We start from the raw sequence: 21194 nt of genomic DNA on the forward strand, positions 1-21194 counted from the left end.
TTTGAGAACTCAATAGTGTGCCATGTTTGTTGATACCGATTGTTTTATTGATTGGTTGAATTTGGCTGCATGATGCTACCTCGGTGGTGTTGTGTGGTTGTTTTTGGCTGGTTTCGAATTTTGCGCGTGCCTGTTTACTGGTTTTTCCTGGTGGTGGGTGCGTGTCTGTAATGCATTTACGGAGAGTTTGATCCTGGCTCAGGATGAACGCTGGCGGCGTGCTTAACACATGCAAGTCGAACGATGATCCCAGCTTGCTGGGGGATTAGTGGCGAACGGGTGAGTAACACGTGAGTAACCTGCCCTTGACTCTGGGATAAGCCTGGGAAACCGGGTCTAATACTGGATATGACCTTCTGGCGCATGCCATGTTGGTGGAAAGCTTTATTGCGGTTTTGGATGGACTCGCGGCCTATCAGCTTGTTGGTGGGGTAATGGCCTACCAAGGCGACGACGGGTAGCCGGCCTGAGAGGGTGGACGGCCACACTGGGACTGAGACACGGCCCAGACTCCTACGGGAGGCAGCAGTGGGGAATATTGCACAATGGGCGCAAGCCTGATGCAGCGACGCCGCGTGGGGGATGAAGGCCTTCGGGTTGTAAACCTCTTTCAGTAGGGAAGAAGCGAAAGTGACGGTACCTGCAGAAGAAGCGCCGGCTAACTACGTGCCAGCAGCCGCGGTAATACGTAGGGCGCAAGCGTTATCCGGAATTATTGGGCGTAAAGAGCTCGTAGGCGGTTTGTCGCGTCTGCCGTGAAAGTCCGGGGCTTAACTCCGGATCTGCGGTGGGTACGGGCAGACTAGAGTGATGTAGGGGAGACTGGAATTCCTGGTGTAGCGGTGAAATGCGCAGATATCAGGAGGAACACCGATGGCGAAGGCAGGTCTCTGGGCATTAACTGACGCTGAGGAGCGAAAGCATGGGGAGCGAACAGGATTAGATACCCTGGTAGTCCATGCCGTAAACGTTGGGCACTAGGTGTGGGGGACATTCCACGTTTTCCGCGCCGTAGCTAACGCATTAAGTGCCCCGCCTGGGGAGTACGGCCGCAAGGCTAAAACTCAAAGGAATTGACGGGGGCCCGCACAAGCGGCGGAGCATGCGGATTAATTCGATGCAACGCGAAGAACCTTACCAAGGCTTGACATGAACTGGAACAGCGCAGAGATGTGTTGGCCGCTTGCGGCCGGTTTACAGGTGGTGCATGGTTGTCGTCAGCTCGTGTCGTGAGATGTTGGGTTAAGTCCCGCAACGAGCGCAACCCTCGTTCTATGTTGCCAGCGCGTTATGGCGGGGACTCATAGGAGACTGCCGGGGTCAACTCGGAGGAAGGTGGGGACGACGTCAAATCATCATGCCCCTTATGTCTTGGGCTTCACGCATGCTACAATGGCCGGTACAAAGGGTTGCGATACTGTGAGGTGGAGCTAATCCCAAAAAGCCGGTCTCAGTTCGGATTGAGGTCTGCAACTCGACCTCATGAAGTCGGAGTCGCTAGTAATCGCAGATCAGCAACGCTGCGGTGAATACGTTCCCGGGCCTTGTACACACCGCCCGTCAAGTCACGAAAGTTGGTAACACCCGAAGCCGGTGGCCTAACCCCCTTGTGGGGAGGGAGCTGTCGAAGGTGGGACCGGCGATTGGGACTAAGTCGTAACAAGGTAGCCGTACCGGAAGGTGCGGCTGGATCACCTCCTTTCTAAGGAGCACCTCGAATGACGCGCCGATCCTGTGTGGTTGGTGTGGGGTTCGTAGGAGTATGGCCTATTGCGCGGGCGTTTGTTCCGCGGTGGGCTGCTCAAGGGTGGAATATCAATGGATAGGTGCCTGGTGGCGCTGGCTGGTTGCAGAGTACGATCGCCTTTTGGTGGTGTGGAAATGGTTCTGGTTGGTGGTGATTGGGTTATCGTATGGCACACTGTTGGGTCCTGAAATAACAGGGCTCTGATTGTCGTGGACAAGTGTTCTGCTGGTTTGGTGCGTCGTTGTGGCGTGTCGGGTTGGTGGGGTGTTGTTTGTGGGGGTTGGGGTGCTGGGGTTTCTGGTTTTTCCCTGCCATGGCAGCGGGATCCTCGTGTTTGGGGGTTTTGGTTGGTGGTGTGGGGTTGTTGGTTGAGAACTGCATAGTGGACGAGAGCATCTTAAAAATAAGAAGCAATTTCAAAAAATCTTGGTTTCAGACTTTTAGTTTGATGCCATGGTTTTCTCGATATGTTTTTTGATCTTTTGTGGTCAAGTTTTTAAGGGCACACGGTGGATGCCTTGGCATCAAGAGCCGAAGAAGGACGTGGGAATCTGCGATAAGCCTGGGGGAGTCGATAACCGGACTGTGAGCCCAGGATTTCCGAATGGGGAAACCCCGCCTGGCCAGCGATGGACCGGGTGACCCGCATCTGAACACATAGGGTGCGTGGAGGGAACGTGGGGAAGTGAAACATCTCAGTACCCACAGGAAGAGAAAACAATAGTGATTCCGTTAGTAGTGGCGAGCGAACGCGGATGAGGCTAAACCAGTGGTGTGTGATAGCCGGCGGGCGTTGCATCACTGGGGTTGCGGGACTTTCCGTTCTGATTCTGCCGGATCAGTGAAATGAGTGCAGGCGTATAGGTGAACGGTCTTGAAAGGCCGGCCGGAGAGGGTGTAAGTCCCGTAACCGTAATGCGTGCTGCCGTTTGGAGAGTATCCCAAGTAGTACGGGGCCCGAGAAATCCCGTGCGAATCTGCCAGGACCACCTGGTAAGCCTAAATACTCCTTGATGACCGATAGCGGACAAGTACCGTGAGGGAAAGGTGAAAAGTACCCCGGGAGGGGAGTGAAACAGTACCTGAAACCGTGTGCCTACAATCCGTCAGAGCGTTGCCATCCTTTCGGGGGTGGTGGTGTGATGGCGTGCCTTTTGAAGAATGAGCCTGCGAGTTAGTGTTACGTCGCGAGGTTAACCCGTGTGGGGAAGCCGTAGCGAAAGCGAGTCTGAATAGGGCGAGTGAGTGGCGTGATCTAGACCCGAAGCGAAGTGATCTACCCATGGCCAGGTTGAAGCGACGGTAAGACGTCGTGGAGGACCGAACCCACTTCAGTTGAAAATGGAGGGGATGAGCTGTGGGTAGGGGTGAAAGGCCAATCAAACTTCGTGATAGCTGGTTCTCCCCGAAATGCATTTAGGTGCAGCGTTGCGTGTTTCTTACCGGAGGTAGAGCTACTGGATGGCTAATGGGCCCTACAAGGTTACTGACGTCAGCCAAACTCCGAATGCCGGTAAGTGAGAGCGCAGCAGTGAGACTGTGGGGGATAAGCTTCATAGTCGAGAGGGAAACAGCCCAGACCACCAACTAAGGCCCCTAAGCGTGTGCTAAGTGGGAAAGGATGTGGAGTTGCGAAGACAACCAGGAGGTTGGCTTAGAAGCAGCCATCCTTGAAAGAGTGCGTAATAGCTCACTGGTCAAGTGATTCCGCGCCGACAATGTAGCGGGGCTCAAGTACACCGCCGAAGTTGTGGATTTCAGATATTAGCTAAGCCGGAGACTTGTTCTCCTGAGTTCAGGCGTCTGGAGTGGTAGGGGAGCGTCGTGTGGGCGGTGAAGTCGCGGTGTAAACCAGCGGTGGAGCCTACACGAGTGAGAATGCAGGCATGAGTAGCGAAAGACGGGTGAGAAACCCGTCCGCCGAATGATCAAGGGTTCCAGGGTCAAGCTAATCTGCCCTGGGTAAGTCGGGACCTAAGGCGAGGCCGACAGGCGTAGTCGATGGACAACGGGTTGATATTCCCGTACCGGCGAAAAACCGCCCATACTGAGCAGGGGATACTAACCGCCCAATACCTGACTGCCCACCCTTCGGGGTGACGTGGTTTTTGGTGGAGCGCGGGACCTGATCCTGGGAGGTAAGCGTATTAACAGGTGTGACGCAGGAAGGTAGCCGGGCCGGGCGATGGTTGCCCCGGTCTAAGGATGTAGGAGGGACCATAGGCAAATCCGTGGTCCTGGTTTGGATACCGTCTCTGAGACCCGATGGGCCCCGTTATGCGGGGATCCGGTGATCCTATGCTGCCTAGAAAAGCATCGGCGCGAGGTTTTAGCCGCCCGTACCCCAAACCGACACAGGTGATCAGGTAGAGAATACTAAGGCGATCGAGAGAATTATGGTTAAGGAACTCGGCAAAATGCCCCCGTAACTTCGGGAGAAGGGGGGCCTCACCCGTGACCAACACTTGCTGTTGTGAGCGTTGTGGGGCCGCAGAGACCAGGGGGAAGCGACTGTTTACTAAAAACACAGGTCCGTGCGAAGTCGCAAGACGATGTATACGGACTGACTCCTGCCCGGTGCTGGAAGGTTAAGAGGACCGGTTAGTGCCCTTCGGGGTGCGAAGCTGGGAATTTAAGCCCCAGTAAACGGCGGTGGTAACTATAACCATCCTAAGGTAGCGAAATTCCTTGTCGGGTAAGTTCCGACCTGCACGAATGGAGTAACGACTTCCCCGCTGTCTCAACCATAAGCTCGGCGAAATTGCACTACGAGTAAAGATGCTCGTTACGCGCAGCAGGACGGAAAGACCCCGAGACCTTCACTATAGTTTGGTATTGGTGTTCGGTGTGGCTTGTGTAGGATAGGTGGGAGACTGTGAACCCTGGACGCTAGTTCAGGGGGAGTCATCGTTGAAATACCACTCTGGTCATACTGGATATCTAACTTCGGCCCGTAATCCGGGTCAGGGACAGTGCCTGATGGGTAGTTTAACTGGGGCGGTTGCCTCCTAAAAAGTAACGGAGGCGCCCAAAGGTTCCCTCAGCCTGGTTGGCAATCAGGTGTCGAGTGTAAGTGCACAAGGGAGCTTGACTGTGAGAGAGACATCTCAAGCAGGGACGAAAGTCGGGACTAGTGATCCGGCGGTACATTGTGGAATGGCCGTCGCTCAACGGATAAAAGGTACCTCGGGGATAACAGGCTGATCTTGCCCAAGAGTCCATATCGACGGCATGGTTTGGCACCTCGATGTCGGCTCGTCGCATCCTGGGGCTGGAGTAGGTCCCAAGGGTTGGGCTGTTCGCCCATTAAAGCGGTACGCGAGCTGGGTTTAGAACGTCGTGAGACAGTTCGGTCCCTATCCGCTGCGCGCGCAGGAAATTTGAGAAGGGCTGTCCTTAGTACGAGAGGACCGGGACGGACGAACCTCTGGTGTGTCAGTTGTACTGCCAAGTGCACCGCTGATTAGCTACGTTCGGATGGGATAACCGCTGAAAGCATCTAAGCGGGAAGCCTGCTTCGAGATGAGATTTCCATACACATTTGTGTGAGAGGCCCCCAGCCAGACCACTGGGTTGATAGGCCGGACGTGGAAGCAAGGACTAACGACTTGTGAAGCTGACCGGTACTAATAAGCCGATAACTTACACCACACACACCACCCGTGAACGGCATCAAAAGACGTTCACACCAAGGATGGTGTAAAGATATGCTGCTTTCGTCCACTATGCGGTTCCCAACCAACAACAGGAACCAAAAAACACAACACAATACAGGTATATACTGTTCAAGTTGTAACCAAAAAAACTTCCCACCCCACACGGCTCACACAGCCAGTGCAGGGGAACGGGTAAAAGGGTTACGGCGGTCACAGCGTGGGGGAAACGCCCGGTCCCATTCCGAACCCGGAAGCTAAGACCCACAGCGCCGATGGTACTGCACCCGAGAGAGTGTGGGAGAGTAGGACACCGCCGGACAACCATTAGACGAAAGGCCCCACCACCGGTGGGGCCTTTCGCACTTAACCCACCACACCCCAAACACCCAACACACGAAACACCCCAGCCGGCGGGGCTGCCCACAGCCGGTACAGTCGCTGGTATGAGTGATCTATTTTCCGATGCTAGCCCCCCGCCGCCGACGCCGGAGCGGGTCTCACCGATCGAGTTTGAGGTCACGGTGCCGGTACCGCCGGAACATGCTGCCGCGGGGTTCGCGGAGCACATCCACCTGTGGTGGCCGGTAGAAGACCTGAACGTCTGGGGCGCCGGTAGTTTCTTCGACCTTGAAGACAATGCACTGGTGGAAACCTCGGTGGACGAAGTTGAAGCAGTGTGGGCTGAGGTTAGCCGAACCGAGCAGAGCACGCGCCTGGAGATGGTGTGGCGGCACCACCCCGACGGTGGGACCCCCACAGACCTGACGATTGAGTTTTTGCGCGGTCCTGGCGACGGGACCACGCTCTCCTTGGTACATGACGGCTGGGACACCGAGGCCAGGTCCAAGACCGAGCGGGAGCTCTACCAAATTTTCTGGCCCCTAGCCCTCACAAAGTTTCAGCGCTTCATGGGAGGCACCCCATGACCCGCGCGACGATGGCCGAACTGGCCGCGCTCCTGCCCTCCGGGGCAATTCTGACCGAGCCTGCCGACGTCGAGCCGTATGCCCGGGACCAGGGACCGGTTCTGGAACTCCGTCTGCCCGACGCCGTTGTCTGGGCGGAGACCGTTAATCAAGTGCAGCAGGTCGTTCGCTGGGCACACACCCACCGCGTCGCCGTCGTTGTCAGAGGAGCTGGCACCGGTGTGTCCGGTGGGGCGCACGCCACCGCCGGGTGCATAGTCCTGAACCTTGAACGGATGAACCGGATCGTGGACATCAGGCCCCTGGATGAGATTGCGGTGGTCGAACCGGGCGTGATCAACGCTGACCTCAACGCCGCCGCAGCGGCGCATGGGCTGATGTACGCACCCGACCCAGCCAGTTACCGAATCTCCACCATTGGTGGCAACGTAGCCACCAATGCCGGCGGGCTCCGGTGCGCGAAGTACGGGGTGACCCGGGATTCGATCCTGGCCCTCGACGTCGTTCTCGCTGACGGTAATCTGATCCGGACCGGTGTACAAACCTTCAAAGGGGTGGCCGGGTACGACCTGACCTCGTTGTTCGTTGGATCGGAAGGGACACTGGGGATCGTCGTCGGCATCACGGTCCGGCTGAGATACCTTCCCCATAGCGTGCAGACCCTGGCAGCGTTCTTTCCCGACGTGCAGGCTGCTGCCGCGGGTGTCCTCGCAGTGGGACAGGCGCGGGTTCAACCGGCAATCATGGAGCTGCTGGACGGGATGACCCTGACCGCGCTGGACGGGGCGCATGGCTCCAATTTGCGGGGGAGAGGGGGAGCCCTGCTGCTGATCCAGACTGATGGGTTCGGCGCCGATGCGGAGGCCACCGTTGTCCGGCGCGTGCTGACCTCCCTCGGCGGAACTGTTGACGCGCAGGACGCCGGCGAGGCGGCCCGGCTCATCGACCTGCGCCGGCACAGTCGGGGTGATGAGGTCGACGACGAATTCCGGGTTGGCGAGGACGTTGCAGTTCCGCGGTCTCAACTGGTGCACTACATCGCCCAGCTCGAGAGGGTGGCGTCCGATCACTCGGTGTTGCTGAAGGTTGTTGCCCATGCCGGTGACGGCAACCTGCACCCCACGTTTTGGGTATCCACTGCTGAGGGTGAACAGGGGGTGGCCCGGCTTGAGCTTGCACTCGATGAGTCTGTGCGTCTGGCCCTCGCAGTCGGCGGCACCATCACTGGCGAACACGGGGTGGGCCAGTACAAACTAAGGTGGCTACCCTGGGAGCAGGGCGAACAAGTGCTTGAGGTGCAGCGGCAGATCAAGGACGTGTTCGATCCTCGTGGCATCCTCAATCCCGGAAAGGCAATTACCGCGAGAGCCTAGCGATGGTGGATAGAATGAGTCCAGTATTCGCTGCCAGCGGGCGGCGTCATAACCATGAATGGGGATTCAACGTGTCGGAAAATTACCCGGGAAGCCAGCCTGACCAGCAGGGCGGCCAGGGCGACGACTCGAAGAAGTACCCCGCGGGCCAGCAATGGCAGCAGCCAGCACCGGGTAGCCAGCCTACCCCTTACGGGCAGCAACAGCCTCCGTATGGTCAACAAGACGCAAGCCAGCAGCCACCCTACGGGCAGCAGTCCCCCTACGGACAGCCCGGTGGCTACGGGCAGGGCCCTTATGGGTCCGGACCGGGCTATGGGCAGACGGCCGAAAATCCAGGAAAAACCCTTGGCATCGTTGGCTTCATTTTGTCGTTGATTCCGCTCTTGAATGTTGTCGGTCTGGTCGTCAGCATCGTGGCCATGGTGAAGTCCCGCAAAGCACGGATGGGCAATGGCTTCGCGTTGGCAGGCATCATCATCGGGGCGCTGGCGGTTATCGCGACCGTCGTCGTCATCATCGGGATCGTCGCATTCATTCCACTGATTTCCGAGGTCGCTGAGTTCTGCGAGCAGGCTGGCTCCGGCCCCCAGACCTTCCAGGGCGAGACCATTCAGTGCCCGTAATCGCCGGCTAGGGCGAATCCCGGGCCCCGCCGCCGAGGATGTCCATGGTCTTCGTGTCAGCCGTCAACATGATGGCGGCCTCATCGCGGCGGTGGACCAGGATCGAGTCGAGATAGGACTGGACTGCTTCGGCCATCGGCACATTGCGGTCCTGTTTCTCCGACATGTACCAGCGGTGCTCCAGTACCTCGTGGACCACCTCGGCCGGCTCCAGCTTGCGGCCCAGCTCCCGAGGGACAGCCCTGACAATCGGTTCGAAGACCTGAGTGACCCAGAGATGTGCGCTGAGTTCCTCGTCGACGTCTGGATTGTTGTCTGCCCGGTAGGCATCCATGTCGTTGAGGAGCCGCCGTGCCTGGTTTTCCTGGGCGTCCAGCCCCGTGAGCCGCAGCAGCCGCCGGCTGTGGTGACCTGCGTCGACCACCTTGGGCTGCAGCTTGATCTGGGAGCTGTTGGCTGCGGTCTGGATGGCGTATTCCTCGACGTCGAAGCCCAGCTCGTTGAGCCGGCGAATCCGCGCGTTAACCCGCCACCGGTCGTTAAGGTCGAAAGACTCCTGATCGGTGAGTTCGGCCCAGAGCCGGCGGTAGCTGTCCATGATGAGCTCACTCGTGGCGAGAGGATCGATCTTTTCTTCGATCAACCCGCCCTCGGAGAGATCCATGAGTTCCCCGGCAATGTTTACGCGAGCGATCTCGAGGTCGTATTCGCGCTGACCGGATGACAGCCCGGGGTAGAGTTCACCGGTTTCTGCGTCGACGAGGTAGGCAGCGAAGGCGCCGGCATCACGGCGGAACAGGGTATTGGAGAGGGACACATCGCCCCAGTAGAAGCCGATCAGGTGCAATCGGACGAGGAGCAGCGCCTGCGCATCGATGAGCCGGGTCAGCGTGTCCCGCCGAAGCGTCTGGGAGAACAACGCTCGGTAGGGCATCGAGAACTTCAGATGCCGGGTCACCAGCACGGTATCCAGATCGGTCCCGTCCCGGGCCTTCCGCCCGGTGATGACGGCGACCGGCTCAACGCTCGGCACATCCAGCCGTCGCAGTTTCCGCAGCATGTGGTACTCGTGCCGGGCGATGTGCTCGCTGGTTTCCTTGATTGCAATCACCGATCCGCCCAAGTGAGCGAAGCGCACAATGTGTCGGGAAATACCGCGTGGCAGGGCTGCCAGATATTGGGCTGGCCAGTCCTCAAGGGCAATGTGCCACGGCAAGTCCAACAGTTCGGGATCGGTGGCAGCGGCCGTGATGTTCAGGGAACCAAGGGTGCCGGGGTCCGGGGCATCCTTGGTACGCGGCAGTTTGCCCGGCTGGTCCCAGTCGGTCGGCTCGTCGTGCCACTCGGCGTTTGGCGCATCGTTCATGTGTTGCCCTTTGTTGTAACTGTGTACGTGTTAACGAAGTACGGTGGCCCCTGAATTGAAAGTCAATCCACAGACCACCGTACTCGGGTCAGTTCCGCTCGGACAGCGGAGCCAGGCTAGACGTGGTCCGCCAGGCGCAGTCCGTCCTTCATGTCGAAGAGGTGCACGTGGCCCTTTTCTGGGGTGACGTAAATGGTGTCACCCTTCATTGGTGGGCGCCGGCCGTCGACTCGCGCCACAATGACCTGTTCCTCCCCATTGAGCGTGGTGTGCCCGTACACGTAGGCGTCTGCGCCGAGCTCCTCGACGACGTCGACCTCAACCTGGAGGCCCTGATTGTCCTCGGCAACCTGCAGGTCTTCCGGCCTGACGCCCAGCGTGACCGTCCCGCCGTGCGCTGCGTCGAGCACCTCATGGGCAACCGGGTAGGTGATTCCGCCGAACTTGACGCCACCGTCGGTGACGGGCAGTTCAAGAAGGTTCATCGCGGGCGAGCCGATGAAGCCTGCGACGAAGACGTTGACTGGCCGTTCGTACAGGTTACGGGGGGTGTCGACCTGCTGGAGAACGCCGTCCTTGAGAACCGCGACGCGATCGCCCATGGTCATTGCCTCGACCTGGTCGTGGGTCACATAAACGGTGGTAACTCCCAGCCGGCGGGTCAGCGAAGCGATCTGGGTGCGGGTCTGCACCCGGAGCTTGGCGTCGAGGTTCGAGAGAGGCTCATCCATCAGGAACACCTGTGGGTTACGCACAATGGCGCGGCCCATGGCGACACGCTGACGCTGACCACCGGAGAGCGCCTTGGGTTTGCGGTCGAGGTACGGCTCGAGGTCGAGCAGCTTGGCGGCGTCGCGAACCCGCTCAGCACGCTCCTCCTTGGAGACGCCGGCAATTTTCAGCGCGAAGCCCATGTTGTCAGCGACCGACATGTGAGGGTACAGCGCGTAGTTCTGGAAGACCATTGCGATGTCGCGGTCTTTCGGGGGGACATCGGTGACGTCGCGGTCACCAATGAGAATGCGGCCCGAGTTGACGTCTTCGAGTCCGGCGAGCATCCGCAGGGATGTGGACTTGCCGCAACCGGAGGGGCCTACGAGGACGAGGAATTCGCCGTCGGCGATCTGAATGTCGAGCTTGTCAACCGCGGGCTTATCTGTGCCGGGGTACAGGCGTGTTGCCTGGTCAAACGTTACCGTTGCCATTTTGTTTTTCCTTTTCACGGGCAGGTACGTGCCCGACGATCCGTTGTGAATGGAGAATATTCAGTTATCCGTGCAGCAACCACCGGCCGCGCTGCTATGAGCTGGCAGGTGGCATGCGTCACACAATCTGAGTATGGCAGATAAATCAGATTCGCGCACCGGCGCCGCGGAGCACCAGGAGGTGCTCAAGGACGGCGACCAGCTCCTGAGGTGATCCGATACGGTGGTGCGCCTGAGTTGGTCCGTCGCCGATTTTGATGCCGAGGTCCTGTGCCTCCAAGGCAGCGAAGGCGTGCTCGTCGGTGACGTCGTCGCCCGCGAACAACACAGCCGTCGCGCCGGTGTACTTTCTCAGTGATCTGACCCCCTGCCCCTTGTCGGCGCTGATCACCGAAGTTTCCAGCACCCGCTTGCCGTCGGTGATGTGAGCACCTTCGAGCTGATCCAGGGCCGTGCGGGCGGCATGGGTTGCGGCGGCGGCGACGTCGTCGTCGGCGGTGCGGGTGTGGAGTACAACGCCGGCCGGCTTGGTCTCGAGCACGGTTCCTGCATGTGCGTCCACCACCCGCTGGACGGCGTCGGTGGCGCGACGCAGGAGGTCAGACTGCTGCTTGGTGAGGGTGAGGGGTGCGCCGTCGGGGCCGGTCCAGGTTTCGGCTCCGTGGCTCCCGATGAGGAGAGTCTCGGGGTCCGGCGTCGCGACAGCACGGAGGCTGTCCAGGGCGCGACCGGACACGAGGGCCGTCGTCGTCTCAGGCAGTTGACCCAAAGCCGAGAGCGCCGTGGCAGACCCCGGCAGTGGCCTGGCGTCTGCTGCGTGGGGAACCAGCGGCGACATCGTCCCGTCGAAATCGAGGGCGATCAGCAGGTGATCGGCTCCAGCGATGGTTTCCAGCGCGGTCAATAGTTCGGCGCTGAGCTGCTCAGGCATGGGGTGTCTCCTGGGAATTCTCGTGGTTCCCTTCCTGCAACGCTGCGAGGAAGGCTTTGGACCAGCGTTCGACGTCGTTCTGGAGCACCTGACGGCGCATGATGCGCATGCGACGAGTCGATTCGGCGGGGCTCATGTTGACCGCGGTGACGATAGCGGCCTTGAGGCCATCAATATCATGCGGGTTGATCAGGACCGCCTGACGCAAGGTATCCGCCGCGCCAGCGAACTCACTGAGGACCAGGGCGCCACTGTTACCGGTCCGGGCGGCCACGTACTCCTTGGCAACCAGATTCATGCCGTCCCGGAGCGCGGTGATCAGCATGACGTCCGCGGCCAGATACAGAGCGACCATTTCTTCGACCGGGTAGCTGTGGTGCAGGTAGCGGATGGCGGTGTTCTTGATGGTGTCGTAGGTGCCGTTGATCCGACCGACGGCGCCCTCGATCTCCTCGCGCAGCAACCGGTACTGTTCAACTCGTTCCCGGCTGGGGCTGGCTACCTGAATGAGTGCAGCGTCCTCCACCTTGACGTGGCCATCAGCCAGGAGCTCTTCATAGGCCTTGAGCCGGTGGCCGATGCCCTTGGTGTAATCCAGGCGGTCGACACCCAGCAGGATGTGCTTCGGGTTGCCAAGTTCACGGCGGATTTCCTTGGACCGTTCGATAATGTCTTCGCGGTTTGCCAGGGTGATGATCTGGTCGACGTCGATGGAGATGGGGAATGCCTCGGCCCGGGAGGTGTAGGTTGGGCCGCCTTTTTCGATTTCCACCTGAACCTGCTGCTGCCTAACCGTGTGCCCGACGAAGCGGCGAACGCAGCGCAGGAAGTTGCTCGCATCGCTGGGACGCTGAAAACCGATCAGATCGGCGCCGAGCAATCCTTCAATCACCTGGCGTCGCCATGGCAGCTGGGCGAAGATCTCCAGGGGTGGGAACGGAATGTGGTTGAAGAAGCCGATCTTCAGGTCCGGGCGCGCGGCGCGAAGCAGCTTGGGGACCAGCTGCAGCTGGTAGTCCTGGACCCAGACGGTGGCCCCTTCGGCGGCAACAGCCGCTGTGGCCTGGGCGAAGCGTTCGTTGACCCGGCGGTAGGAGTCGTACCAATGCCGGTGGAACTCGGGTGGGGCAATGACATCGTGGTACAGCGGCCACAGGGTCGCGTTGGAGAAACCTTCGTAGTAGAACTCCACCTCGTCCGCGGTGAGCGGGACAGGGACCAGACGCATGTTGTCGTGGTCGAAGGCGTCGAGGGTCTCGTCGGGTGCTCCGTGCCAGCCCACCCAGGCGCCGTCGGCCTTGGACATCACGGGTGCCAGGGCGGTAACAAGCCCGCCGGGGGAGCGGCGCCAGGTGCTGCTGTCGTTGGTGGAGACGCGGTCGACAGGCAACCGGTTGGACACCACGATGAACTCGAATTCGCCGTAGGCGGTGGTCTTATCTGGCGAGGGTTGAGCTGAAGGCACGCTGACTCCTGAACATAGTAGGCCTACTTAGCACTTTACCGTTTAGGCGGCGTCGCCCGGTCCGTAGTCGTCGGCGGGGATGGATCGCTAAACTTGAGACTACGCGTACCCAACCATGACGAGGACTGATGACCCCCAGCTCGAGCCATAGACCGACTAAATCGCAGCGATCGTCGCAGGCCCGTGAGCAGGCGAGGCTGCTCCGCGAGGCGCAGGAGCGTCAGGAGAAGCGCAGGGGACTGCTCATTCGCTGGGGTGTGGTGGCGGCTGTGGTAGCCATTCTGGTGGCTGTGGCGTTGATCGTGACCAACACGATCCGCGGCCAGGTTCCCGATGCTGGTGCTGCCCCCGCCGGGGGCAATGAGTTTGGCGGGATTGTGTTGACCTCAAGCACGGAGGTCGAATCCTTCGAAACGGGGACCGTTGATCTGGCCACGCTGCCGTCGGAGCCGCGTCCAGCAGGCGAGTTGCCCCCTGGTATCGCCGAGTCAGCTGACGGTGAGCCCGTGCAGGTGGTTTCGTATGTCGATGTCAACTGTGTGTTCTGCGCCGAGTTTGAGAGTACCCATGCCGATCAGATCAAGGCATGGCTTGACGCTGGCGAGATCAGCATGGAGCACCGCAACGTGGCGTATCTGGACCGCAACTCGTCGACTGACTATTCCTCACGGGGCGCCAATGCGCTGGCGTGCGTGGCCGAAGAATCCCCTGAAGCGTATTTCGATTTTTCGACCGGGGTGTTCGCCAACTATGAGAACGGTGAACTGGACGACGACGGGCTGACAGCTCTGGCGTCGTCGGTGGGTGCCGCTGACATCGCCACCTGTCTGTCGGAGGGGGCTTTCAGGCCATGGGTCAACTTCACGACCGAGGCCGCCGAACTGGATGGTATCGCGGGAACTCCCACCATCTATGTCGACGGTGAAGCGGTGCCCGAGGCAATCGACAACTTCGCTGTGTTCACCCAGGAAAAGATCGACGCCAAGGGCTAGTTTTCGCTGACGCGCTGGCTGGGCTAATCTTGTCTTTGCGCATTCGATCGGTTTCATCACGACGACGGCGCTCGCTGGTATAGCCAGTTCGCCTCCTTAGCTCAGTTGGCCAGAGCACCTGTCTTGTAAACAGGGGGTCGCCGGTTCGAATCCGGCAGGAGGCTCCACGAACCCCTTCTGACTAGGCAATACGCCTGACAGGAGGGGTTTTCTATGACCAGCAAATCGTTGAACCGACGTTTATCGGACGTTTTAGCGTCCATCTTGCCGGGAACATCAATGCGGGATACATGGTGTCCATGTTCAGACAGCCTAATAGGATAGGCTGCCCGTCCCCGAGCCGAGATCAATGACATTGCAGGGACGATGGAGCTCGACCGGCGCGGAGCCGAACTCCTCTGCCCAGCATCCTTATTTCTCGTGGATGTCCTGATCTGACGCGCGGGCCAGCGCGGAACCGAACCGTTCGAGCGCCTGTTCTCCCACGATGTCTCCAGGCAGTAGGGGCACTTGCAGCAGCGGGATATCAGGCAGGGACTCGCGCAGCGTCACCAGATGGTCGTCCTCCAGTGCACGTCGATCCGCAAGGAAATCGCCGGCGTCGGAGGGGGATCGTTTGTTGACCACCAGCGCGCCCACATGGACGCCTGCGCGGACCAATTGCTGGTGCAACTCCACGGTCTCAAGCACGGGAAGCCTCTCGGCGGCAAGGACAATGACAAAGGCGCAGCGCTGCTCATCCATCAGGACCGTGCGCAGCGACTCGAACCGCTCACGCCGACGCAGGAGAATCCGACGAATTTGCACATCGCGCTCCTCCGCCGGCTCTGGTGACCGCCCGGTTCCCACGACGGACTCAGCTGAATCACGATCCTCCAAACCGCGCAACGCGGCCCCGAACCGCTCTGACCGCCCACGACGCCGCAGCAACCCTTCGGTCCAGGCAGACATGATTTCGGGCAGCGCCATCAGGCGCGCAGTATGTCCTGACGGTGCGGTGTCAAAGACCACGAGGTCATACTCGCGCAGTCCAAGGTCAACCAGCTCTGCGATGCGTTCCAGGACCGCTGACTCGTGCGCTCCCGGGGAGTCCCGGGCGAGTTGCATGTGCTTGTCGACCTCACCGGCGAGATGCTCGGGCATGAGCCTGCGGATGGAGGTCCCCACAGCTGCGAGGTGTGCCTCGGTGGTGGCGATTGGGTCTACTTCAATCCCATCGAGGGCGCCAGATGCCCCCGGGCCGACGTCTATCCCCCGCGCGAGCGAAGTGATTCGGTCCCCGACGGCGCATCCCCACAGGTGCCCCAGGTTGTGGGCTGGGTCCGTGGAGACGACGAGCACCCGCCGGCCCGCACGGGCCTGAGCGAGCGCGACAGCGGAGGCGACTGCGGTCTTGCCGACGCCGCCCTTCCCGCCCACAAAGAGCACCCGACGGGCAGCGGCCAGGTCTAGCAGCATGAGATGTGGTCGAGTGGCGAACGCTCCATGCCCATCCGGCGGTGCCAGTCGTGAAACCGGTCATACACCACTGGCAGCAACTCCACCGTGTAGTAACTTGCCGGGTTGGGCACGCCCAAAGCCTCCGAGAGGACCAGCATCATGAAAAGATCCTCCTCATCCCGCTGCGCGCGAGCGAATGTTCGCCGGTAGGGCGCCACGTAGAACTCGTGCAACCCGGCCCGCACATGCTCCTGCACGGTGTGCAGCCGGTGCAGGAGCATGTGCGGTTTCACGGTCAGGAGCGCGTCCGGGTGCTAGCGCGCTCGCGCTCATCGTCTTCCAACTCCGGCGGGTTCTTCTTTGCCTGCGACATAGCGATCGCTGACTCGAAAATAACCCACACCGCGGCAACCAGTATGATCACGTCAAGCACGAGCAACAGCCAGTTTTCGGCGGCGTAGAACTGTCCCATCTGAACGATGAGCGCGTAGACGGACATCGTCAACAAAAACAGGAGCGGCACGAGCACAGGGGTCACGGGACGGCCCTTGCGCAGGAGGATCACGGCGATCATCGATAGCGTCAAACCTGCCAGCAACTGGTTGGTGGTGCCGAACAGCGGCCAGATCAGCATGCCGCCCGCACCGTCTGCGCCAGCGCCGAAGGTCAGGCCCATAGCAATGGCCAGCACAATGACCGTTGCCAACAACTTGTTGATATGGACGCCCATAATGCTCGCGGCTTCCTGCACCACAAAACGTTGCAGACGGATGCCGGTGTCCATGGTCGTCGCGGCGAAGAGGACAGCCATGGTCGCGAGGATGGTGGCGCTCAGTCCTGCAGGAATACCCAGGCCGCTGTTGACGATGGCGCCGCCGCCCTCGACGAACGCGCCCACCCCACCCTGGCCGAACGCACTGTAGACCTGCTCCCATTCCGCGACGGTGCGGAAGCCCGCCGTCGTGGCGATGATGGCACCCAGTGCCAGCAGGCCCTCTCCAACGGCCCCGAAGTAGCCCACGAAGCGGGCATCCGTTTCCTTATTTAGCTGTTTGGAGGACGTGCCCGAGGAGACGATGCCGTGGAATCCGGAGATCGCTCCGCATGCAATGGTGACGAAGAGCAACGGGATGAGGCTCGGTGTGCCCTCCGGCACGGCCTCATTGAACGCAGGGGCCACCAGGGTCGGGGCCGAGATCAGGATCGCACCGTAGAGGATGCCGAGCGCGATGAACAGCTGGAGGCCGTTGATGTAGTCGCGAGGCTGCAGGAGCATCCATACAGGCAGGACCGAGGCGACGCCGGCGTAGAGGAACAGAACCACGATCCAGAAGGAGGTGGCCGAGAGCCCGAGGATTGTCTCCGGCAGGACCACTGGTACCTGGTCCCCGATCAGGATCAGGGCGTAGAGGGCGACGACGCCCACAACGGAGACCACCGCGAGGTTCCACTTGTAGCGGTAGATGGCCTGACCGATGAGGAGGGCGACGACGATAGCACCCCAGGTGGGTATGACAGCGGTAGGAGTACTGGTAAGCAGGCCGGAGATCACCACGGCGAATGCGGCATTGACCATGAGCAGCACAAGGAAGATGATCACGAGGAACAGATTGCGCCCGCGCGGACCAATGTATTCTCCGGAGAGCGAACCGATGGACTTGCCCTTGTGCCGGGCGGAAGCCCACAGTGCACCTAAGTCATGGGCGCCGGCGAAGAAGACTGTGCCGATAGTCACCCATAGGAAGGCTGGCAGCCAACCCCAGATGACGGCAATGGCGGGGCCCACGATGGGCGCCGCCCCAGCAACCGAGGTGAAGTGGTGGCCCCAGAGGACGAATTTGTTCGTGGGAACGTAATCGACCCCGTCACTCAGTTCATGAGCGGGAGTGACGAAAGACTCCTGCAACTTGTAGATACGACGGCCAAGGAACCGTGAGTACAAGAAATACCCAAGAATCATCATGGCTACGCCAGTCAGCGCAAGGACAACGGAATTCATGATGCTCCGATCTAATGGGCCCCCAGCGGGTGTGACCAAGACTATATAGAATTTGCCCCGTAGTTGCCAAGAGCACCTACCCGATACCCGCGACGTCCTTACCCGATGCAGAATCCCGGAACCGCGCTAGGTCGGATTCGAAATGTCTCTACGCGTCCCGAACGGGGGTTCGGGTAGTTGCTGCCTGGCATCATCCGTCACAGGGAGTGTATACACCCTCAGGACTGGAACTACGAGGAAGCGACGGACAAGGCACTGAACCAGGGGCTGGAGGAAGCGTTCCCCGCCGGAGCTCCCTCCGTGATCGAACGACGGATCGTCCGTGGCAACCCATGCCAGGTCCTCATCAAGGAGAGTGCAAACGCCTCCATGGTTGTCGTCGGCTCGCGGGGTCATGGGGGATTCGCCGGCCTATTGTTGGGCTCCGTCAGTTCCGCAGTCGCTGAACGGGCCGCCTGCCCGGTTCTCGTATCGCACGGCGCACCCCGACAGGCTGACGGCGACGTCGACGCATCGCCTATCGAGGCCACCAAACAGTAACGAGAGGGCTGTTGTTAACGCCAACCCAAAATGGGGCCATTAGTGCATTTGAAAACAGGGCCACTGGTGGTTCTGAAATCCGGCAGGAGGCTCCACGCGCCCCAGGTATGCCCCAAAGCCGCATCTGCCATAGCAGATAGAACGAAGCTCGCCGGCTGTGCACTATTGGCTTTTTTCAGCCTGCTATCGGTTCAGGTTGTCGTCACGGAAGGAATAGATGATGGGCACAGGGCACTCGGCCGCTGGGCATTGCATCTCCTGAACCACGGGGTTGAGTGGCTTGCCGCAGACAAGGCCGTTTGCATTGCCCTCGGAGTCAATCACCCCGGGGAGTCGGTAGCCCTTCTTGAGGAGGTCCGCTACGACCAAGACCTGGTTGCTGGCCGGACATCCCGTCGCCGACGCAGGCTCGGCGAAGGACGCCGTCGACGGAATTAGGGCGAACGCCGCGGTTGCCGCGGCGATGAGGACGGAGCGTTTCATCGGATTCCCTTTCGGCAGGGCCGCACCATTACGGCCATCTTAAGTGTGTCCCTCCGCAGCCCAGCCCGCCATACAACAACGCATATCTGAACAGCGCTTCGCCGTAGAGGTTTATGGCAGGTCAACCGATACCCCGGGAAGCACTAGAACCGCCAGCGACAGGCCCGAGCAGCAAAGGAGAAGAGTGAGGACCGTTGCAACATTGAGCGGATTTTACCTAGTCAACGGCCCGAGGCGGCCTCCGCAGGAAACTGGGAGAATTCCCGGCAAGTCCATCGGCGAGACTGCAACCCTGGCCGGAACCCTGAATATCAGATCGGGTCGACATGATTAATGTGCGTTGTAACTAGTGCCCCGCGCCGAGCTTGCCGGCGAGCCGTTCGCGCATCAGCACGGAGGCGTCGTTCAGGCCGATGACCCGGACGTCTTTCCCATGGTTGTGGTATTTCTCGGTGATCGCATCCAGGGCGGCAATCGTTGACGCGTCCCATAGGTGTGAGGCGTGCATGTCGATGACCACGTGGTCTGGGTCGGTCGCATACTCGAACTGCGTGTAGAGGTCGTTGGAGGACGCGAAGAACAGCTCACCGTCGACGGTGTAGGTAGCTGTCTCCTCGCCGTTGAGTTCGATGACCGTCCGGTCGACGGTGACGAAGTGCGCGACGCGGCGTGCGAAGGCGATCATCGCCACCAATACCCCGACGCCCACACCGATGGCCAGGTTGTGAGTCCAGACAACGACGACGACGGTGCTTACCATTACCAACGTCTCGCTCTTGGGCATCCGCCTCAGGGTGGTCGGCTTGATGCTGTGCCAATCGAAGGTGGCTATGGCGACGAAAATCATCACGGCGACCAGGGCTGCCATGGGGATGAGTGCCACAATCTCGCCGAGAGTTACAACCAGGATCAACAGGAAGATACCGGCCATGAACGTGGAGATCCGGGTCCTCGCGCCGGAGGCTTTCACATTGATCATGGTCTGACCGATCATCGCGCAGCCACCCATCCCGCCGAAGAATCCGGTAATGATGTTCGCCGCGCCCTGCCCCCAGCTCTCGCGGGTTTTGTTGGAGCGCGTATCGGTGATGTCATCGACGAGCTTGGCTGTCATGAGTGATTCGAGCAATCCGACCAAAGCCATGGCGAAGGCGAACGGCGCAATGATCTGCAGCGTCTCGAGGGTCAGCGGAACATTGGGGAAAAACAGGGTGGGTAGGCTGTCGGGCAACTCGCCCTTGTCCCCGACGTCGGGGACGGCGATGTTGGCAATAACGGCGAACACGGTGAGCACCACGATGGCGACCAATGGGGCTGGCACCACCATAGTGAGCCGCGGCAAGCCGAAGACGATCAGCAGCCCGACTGCGACCATGGGATAGACCAGCCACGGGACGTCAATGAGTTCCGGGACCTGGGACATGAAGATCAGGATGGCCAGTGCGTTCACGAAGCCCACCATCACCGAGCGCGGGATGAAACGCATCAGCCTCGCGACGCCGATCAGGCCAAGTACTACCTGAAAGATCCCAGCGAGGATGACGGCCGCAATGAAGTAGTCAACTCCGTGGCTGGAAACCAGAGGGGCAATGACCAGCGCAATGGCACCGGTTGCCGCAGAAATCATCGCGGGGCGTCCGCCGAGGAACGCAATTGAAACAGCCATCGTAAAAGATGCAAAGAGACCAAGCCTCGGGTCCACACCTGCGATGATCGAGAATGCAATCGCTTCAGGAATGAGAGCGAGAGCAACCACCAAACCCGCCAACACCTCGGTTTTGAGGAGGCGCGGATGCCGGAGTGTGCGCATCACCGACTGGCGTTCGACAGGAGTGGGTGCCAAAGTCGGCGTGGTCATAGGGATAGTCCTTTGTAAACGGAGCAGGCTAGGTGAATCCCCACGGTTCGGGGGTGTCTGGTCTGGGCCGGTAGGCTGAACGGCAATGTACACATCGATCCGCGCAACGCAGATCGGTCGATCTAAATTCTAACTTAACGTCACGAGAGGTTAACGCCGGTGGGGCACAGGGAATCGAACAATGGGTGAATCTTCGGAACCGGCACGGCCTCGCGCCATGCATATCGGTGAAGTAGCTGAGCGGACCGGTCTCTCGCTCCGCACGATCAGGCACTATGACGAAGTGGGACTACTCCCGGCATCCTCGCGCACCGAGGGTGGGTTCCGTGTCTACACAGACGGTGATATTGAGCGCCTCTTGGTAGTGCGCCGAATGAAACCCTTGGGATTCACCCTTGAGGAAATGGGAGACTTGCTCTCGATCGTGGATGGTCTGACCGCTGCCAGCAATGACGACGACACGAGTAGCCTGCGGGAACGGCTGGCTGGCTACTTGACGTCGGCAGCCGCCCAGCGAGAGAAGATGGCCGAGAATCTCCGGCGAGCAGATGAATTCATCGCGACCCTCGAGACCTACTGACCATTAG

15 protein-coding genes, 1 tRNA gene and 3 rRNA genes are annotated in these 21194 nt (G+C 60.2%); 10 read left to right on the forward strand and 9 right to left on the reverse strand.

All coding sequences use genetic code 11. The features are described from left to right. Nucleotides 1-175 precede the first annotated feature (175 nt). The 6 genes from B384_RS0111865 to B384_RS20825 all read left to right on the forward strand — a co-directional run bounded on the left by B384_RS0111865 (nt 176) and on the right by B384_RS20825 (nt 8328). Nucleotides 176-1702 (forward strand): 16S ribosomal RNA (locus tag B384_RS0111865). A gap of 531 nt (nt 1703-2233) precedes the next feature. Continuing rightward, nucleotides 2234-5398, forward strand: a 23S ribosomal RNA gene (locus tag B384_RS0111870). Nucleotides 5399-5605: 207 nt separating this feature from the next. Further along, nucleotides 5606-5722: ribosomal RNA gene (gene rrf / locus B384_RS0111875) — 5S ribosomal RNA — on the forward strand. Together the 16S, 23S and 5S rRNA genes form the textbook arrangement of a ribosomal RNA operon. Nucleotides 5723-5846: 124 nt before the next feature. After that, nucleotides 5847-6329, forward strand: a complete 483-nt coding sequence (locus tag B384_RS0111880) for an SRPBCC domain-containing protein (protein WP_019483330.1) — start codon at nt 5847-5849, stop codon at nt 6327-6329. Further along, entirely contained in the window at nt 6326-7702 is a 1377-nt protein-coding gene (locus tag B384_RS0111885) for an FAD-binding oxidoreductase (protein WP_019483331.1), read from the forward strand. Before B384_RS0111880 ends, B384_RS0111885 begins: the two co-directional genes overlap by 4 nt. Before the next feature lie 14 nt (nt 7703-7716). Then, nucleotides 7717-8328: a DUF4190 domain-containing protein gene (locus tag B384_RS20825; protein ID WP_192813090.1), complete on the forward strand. Its 612-nt coding sequence runs from the start codon at nt 7717-7719 to the stop codon at nt 8326-8328. Nucleotides 8329-8335: 7 nt separating this feature from the next. Here B384_RS20825 and B384_RS0111895 read toward each other — a convergent pair whose 3' ends face one another. From B384_RS0111895 to B384_RS0111910, 4 genes are all read right to left on the reverse strand, one after another. Beyond that, entirely contained in the window at nt 8336-9694 is a 1359-nt protein-coding gene (locus tag B384_RS0111895) for a DUF4032 domain-containing protein (protein WP_019483333.1), read from the reverse strand. A 116-nt stretch (nt 9695-9810) separates the two neighbouring features. Next, a complete protein-coding gene (locus B384_RS0111900; protein ID WP_019483334.1) occupies nt 9811-10899 on the reverse strand; it encodes an ABC transporter ATP-binding protein in 1089 nt (362 codons plus the stop codon). 145 nt (nt 10900-11044) lie between these two features. Further along, on the reverse strand, nt 11045-11830 hold the full coding sequence (otsB, locus tag B384_RS0111905) for a trehalose-phosphatase (RefSeq protein WP_019483335.1): 786 nt from the start codon (nt 11828-11830) through the stop codon (nt 11045-11047). Further along, nucleotides 11823-13295: an alpha,alpha-trehalose-phosphate synthase (UDP-forming) gene (locus B384_RS0111910; protein ID WP_019483336.1), complete on the reverse strand. Its 1473-nt coding sequence runs from the start codon at nt 13293-13295 to the stop codon at nt 11823-11825. Before B384_RS0111910 ends, otsB begins: the two co-directional genes overlap by 8 nt. Nucleotides 13296-13423: 128 nt before the next feature. On the opposite strand from B384_RS0111910, the gene B384_RS0111915 reads away from it, so the two are divergent. After that, complete coding sequence (locus B384_RS0111915) at nt 13424-14287, forward strand: DsbA family protein (protein WP_024477060.1); 864 nt, start codon at nt 13424-13426, stop codon at nt 14285-14287. A gap of 90 nt (nt 14288-14377) precedes the next feature. Next, nucleotides 14378-14454: transfer RNA gene (locus B384_RS0111920), tRNA-Thr, on the forward strand. A 244-nt stretch (nt 14455-14698) separates the two neighbouring features. Here B384_RS0111920 and B384_RS0111925 read toward each other — a convergent pair. The 3 genes from B384_RS0111925 to B384_RS0111935 are packed head-to-tail and all read right to left on the reverse strand — an operon-like array spanning nt 14699 to nt 17726. Beyond that, the gene (locus B384_RS0111925; RefSeq protein ID WP_019483338.1) at nt 14699-15745 is read right to left on the reverse strand and encodes an ArsA family ATPase; all 1047 of its coding nucleotides are present in this window, start codon (nt 15743-15745) and stop codon (nt 14699-14701) included. Continuing rightward, nucleotides 15736-16008 (reverse strand): cory-CC-star protein, encoded by a 273-nt coding sequence (locus B384_RS0111930; RefSeq protein ID WP_019483339.1) that lies wholly within the window; start codon nt 16006-16008, stop codon nt 15736-15738. The genes B384_RS0111925 and B384_RS0111930 overlap by 10 nt, the downstream gene beginning before the upstream one ends. A 14-nt stretch (nt 16009-16022) precedes the next feature. Continuing rightward, a complete protein-coding gene (locus B384_RS0111935; RefSeq protein ID WP_019483340.1) occupies nt 16023-17726 on the reverse strand; it encodes a carbon starvation CstA family protein in 1704 nt (567 codons plus the stop codon). 177 nt (nt 17727-17903) lie between these two features. On the opposite strand from B384_RS0111935, the gene B384_RS18780 reads away from it, so the two are divergent. Next, entirely contained in the window at nt 17904-18266 is a 363-nt protein-coding gene (locus tag B384_RS18780; RefSeq protein ID WP_050994974.1) for a universal stress protein, read from the forward strand. 183 nt (nt 18267-18449) lie between these two features. Here the strand turns inward: B384_RS18780 and B384_RS0111945 are convergent, their stop codons facing one another. Together B384_RS0111945 and B384_RS0111950 are read right to left on the reverse strand one after the other, a co-directional pair. Continuing rightward, nucleotides 18450-18749, reverse strand: a complete 300-nt coding sequence (locus B384_RS0111945; protein WP_019483341.1) for a hypothetical protein — start codon at nt 18747-18749, stop codon at nt 18450-18452. A gap of 346 nt (nt 18750-19095) precedes the next feature. Then, nucleotides 19096-20607 (reverse strand): SulP family inorganic anion transporter, encoded by a 1512-nt coding sequence (locus B384_RS0111950; RefSeq protein WP_019483342.1) that lies wholly within the window; start codon nt 20605-20607, stop codon nt 19096-19098. A gap of 181 nt (nt 20608-20788) precedes the next feature. On the opposite strand from B384_RS0111950, the gene B384_RS0111955 reads away from it, so the two are divergent. Continuing rightward, nucleotides 20789-21187, forward strand: coding sequence for a MerR family transcriptional regulator (locus B384_RS0111955; protein WP_019483343.1), 399 nt, complete (start codon nt 20789-20791; stop codon nt 21185-21187). Nucleotides 21188-21194 lie beyond the last annotated feature (7 nt).

This window comes from Arthrobacter sp. TB 23, assembly GCF_000294595.1.
Taxonomy (GTDB): Bacteria; Actinomycetota; Actinomycetes; order Actinomycetales; family Micrococcaceae; genus Arthrobacter_D.

What these genes read in the sequence shown, in the direction of transcription:
- B384_RS0111880 (WP_019483330.1), top strand. Translation starts at nt 5,847, where the DNA reads ATGAGTGATCTATTTTCCGATGCTAGCCCCCCGCCGCCGACGCCGGAG.
- B384_RS0111885 (WP_019483331.1), top strand. Translation starts at nt 6,326, where the DNA reads ATGACCCGCGCGACGATGGCCGAACTGGCCGCGCTCCTGCCCTCCGGG.
- B384_RS20825 (WP_192813090.1), top strand. Translation starts at nt 7,717, where the DNA reads ATGAGTCCAGTATTCGCTGCCAGCGGGCGGCGTCATAACCATGAATGG.
- B384_RS0111895 (WP_019483333.1), bottom strand. Translation starts at nt 9,694, where the DNA reads ATGAACGATGCGCCAAACGCCGAGTGGCACGACGAGCCGACCGACTGG.
- B384_RS0111900 (WP_019483334.1), bottom strand. Translation starts at nt 10,899, where the DNA reads ATGGCAACGGTAACGTTTGACCAGGCAACACGCCTGTACCCCGGCACA.
- otsB (WP_019483335.1), bottom strand. Translation starts at nt 11,830, where the DNA reads ATGCCTGAGCAGCTCAGCGCCGAACTATTGACCGCGCTGGAAACCATC.
- B384_RS0111915 (WP_024477060.1), top strand. Translation starts at nt 13,424, where the DNA reads ATGACCCCCAGCTCGAGCCATAGACCGACTAAATCGCAGCGATCGTCG.
- B384_RS0111925 (WP_019483338.1), bottom strand. Translation starts at nt 15,745, where the DNA reads ATGCTGCTAGACCTGGCCGCTGCCCGTCGGGTGCTCTTTGTGGGCGGG.
- B384_RS0111930 (WP_019483339.1), bottom strand. Translation starts at nt 16,008, where the DNA reads ATGCTCCTGCACCGGCTGCACACCGTGCAGGAGCATGTGCGGGCCGGG.
- B384_RS0111935 (WP_019483340.1), bottom strand. Translation starts at nt 17,726, where the DNA reads ATGAATTCCGTTGTCCTTGCGCTGACTGGCGTAGCCATGATGATTCTT.
- B384_RS0111945 (WP_019483341.1), bottom strand. Translation starts at nt 18,749, where the DNA reads ATGAAACGCTCCGTCCTCATCGCCGCGGCAACCGCGGCGTTCGCCCTA.
- B384_RS0111950 (WP_019483342.1), bottom strand. Translation starts at nt 20,607, where the DNA reads ATGACCACGCCGACTTTGGCACCCACTCCTGTCGAACGCCAGTCGGTG.
- B384_RS0111955 (WP_019483343.1), top strand. Translation starts at nt 20,789, where the DNA reads ATGGGTGAATCTTCGGAACCGGCACGGCCTCGCGCCATGCATATCGGT.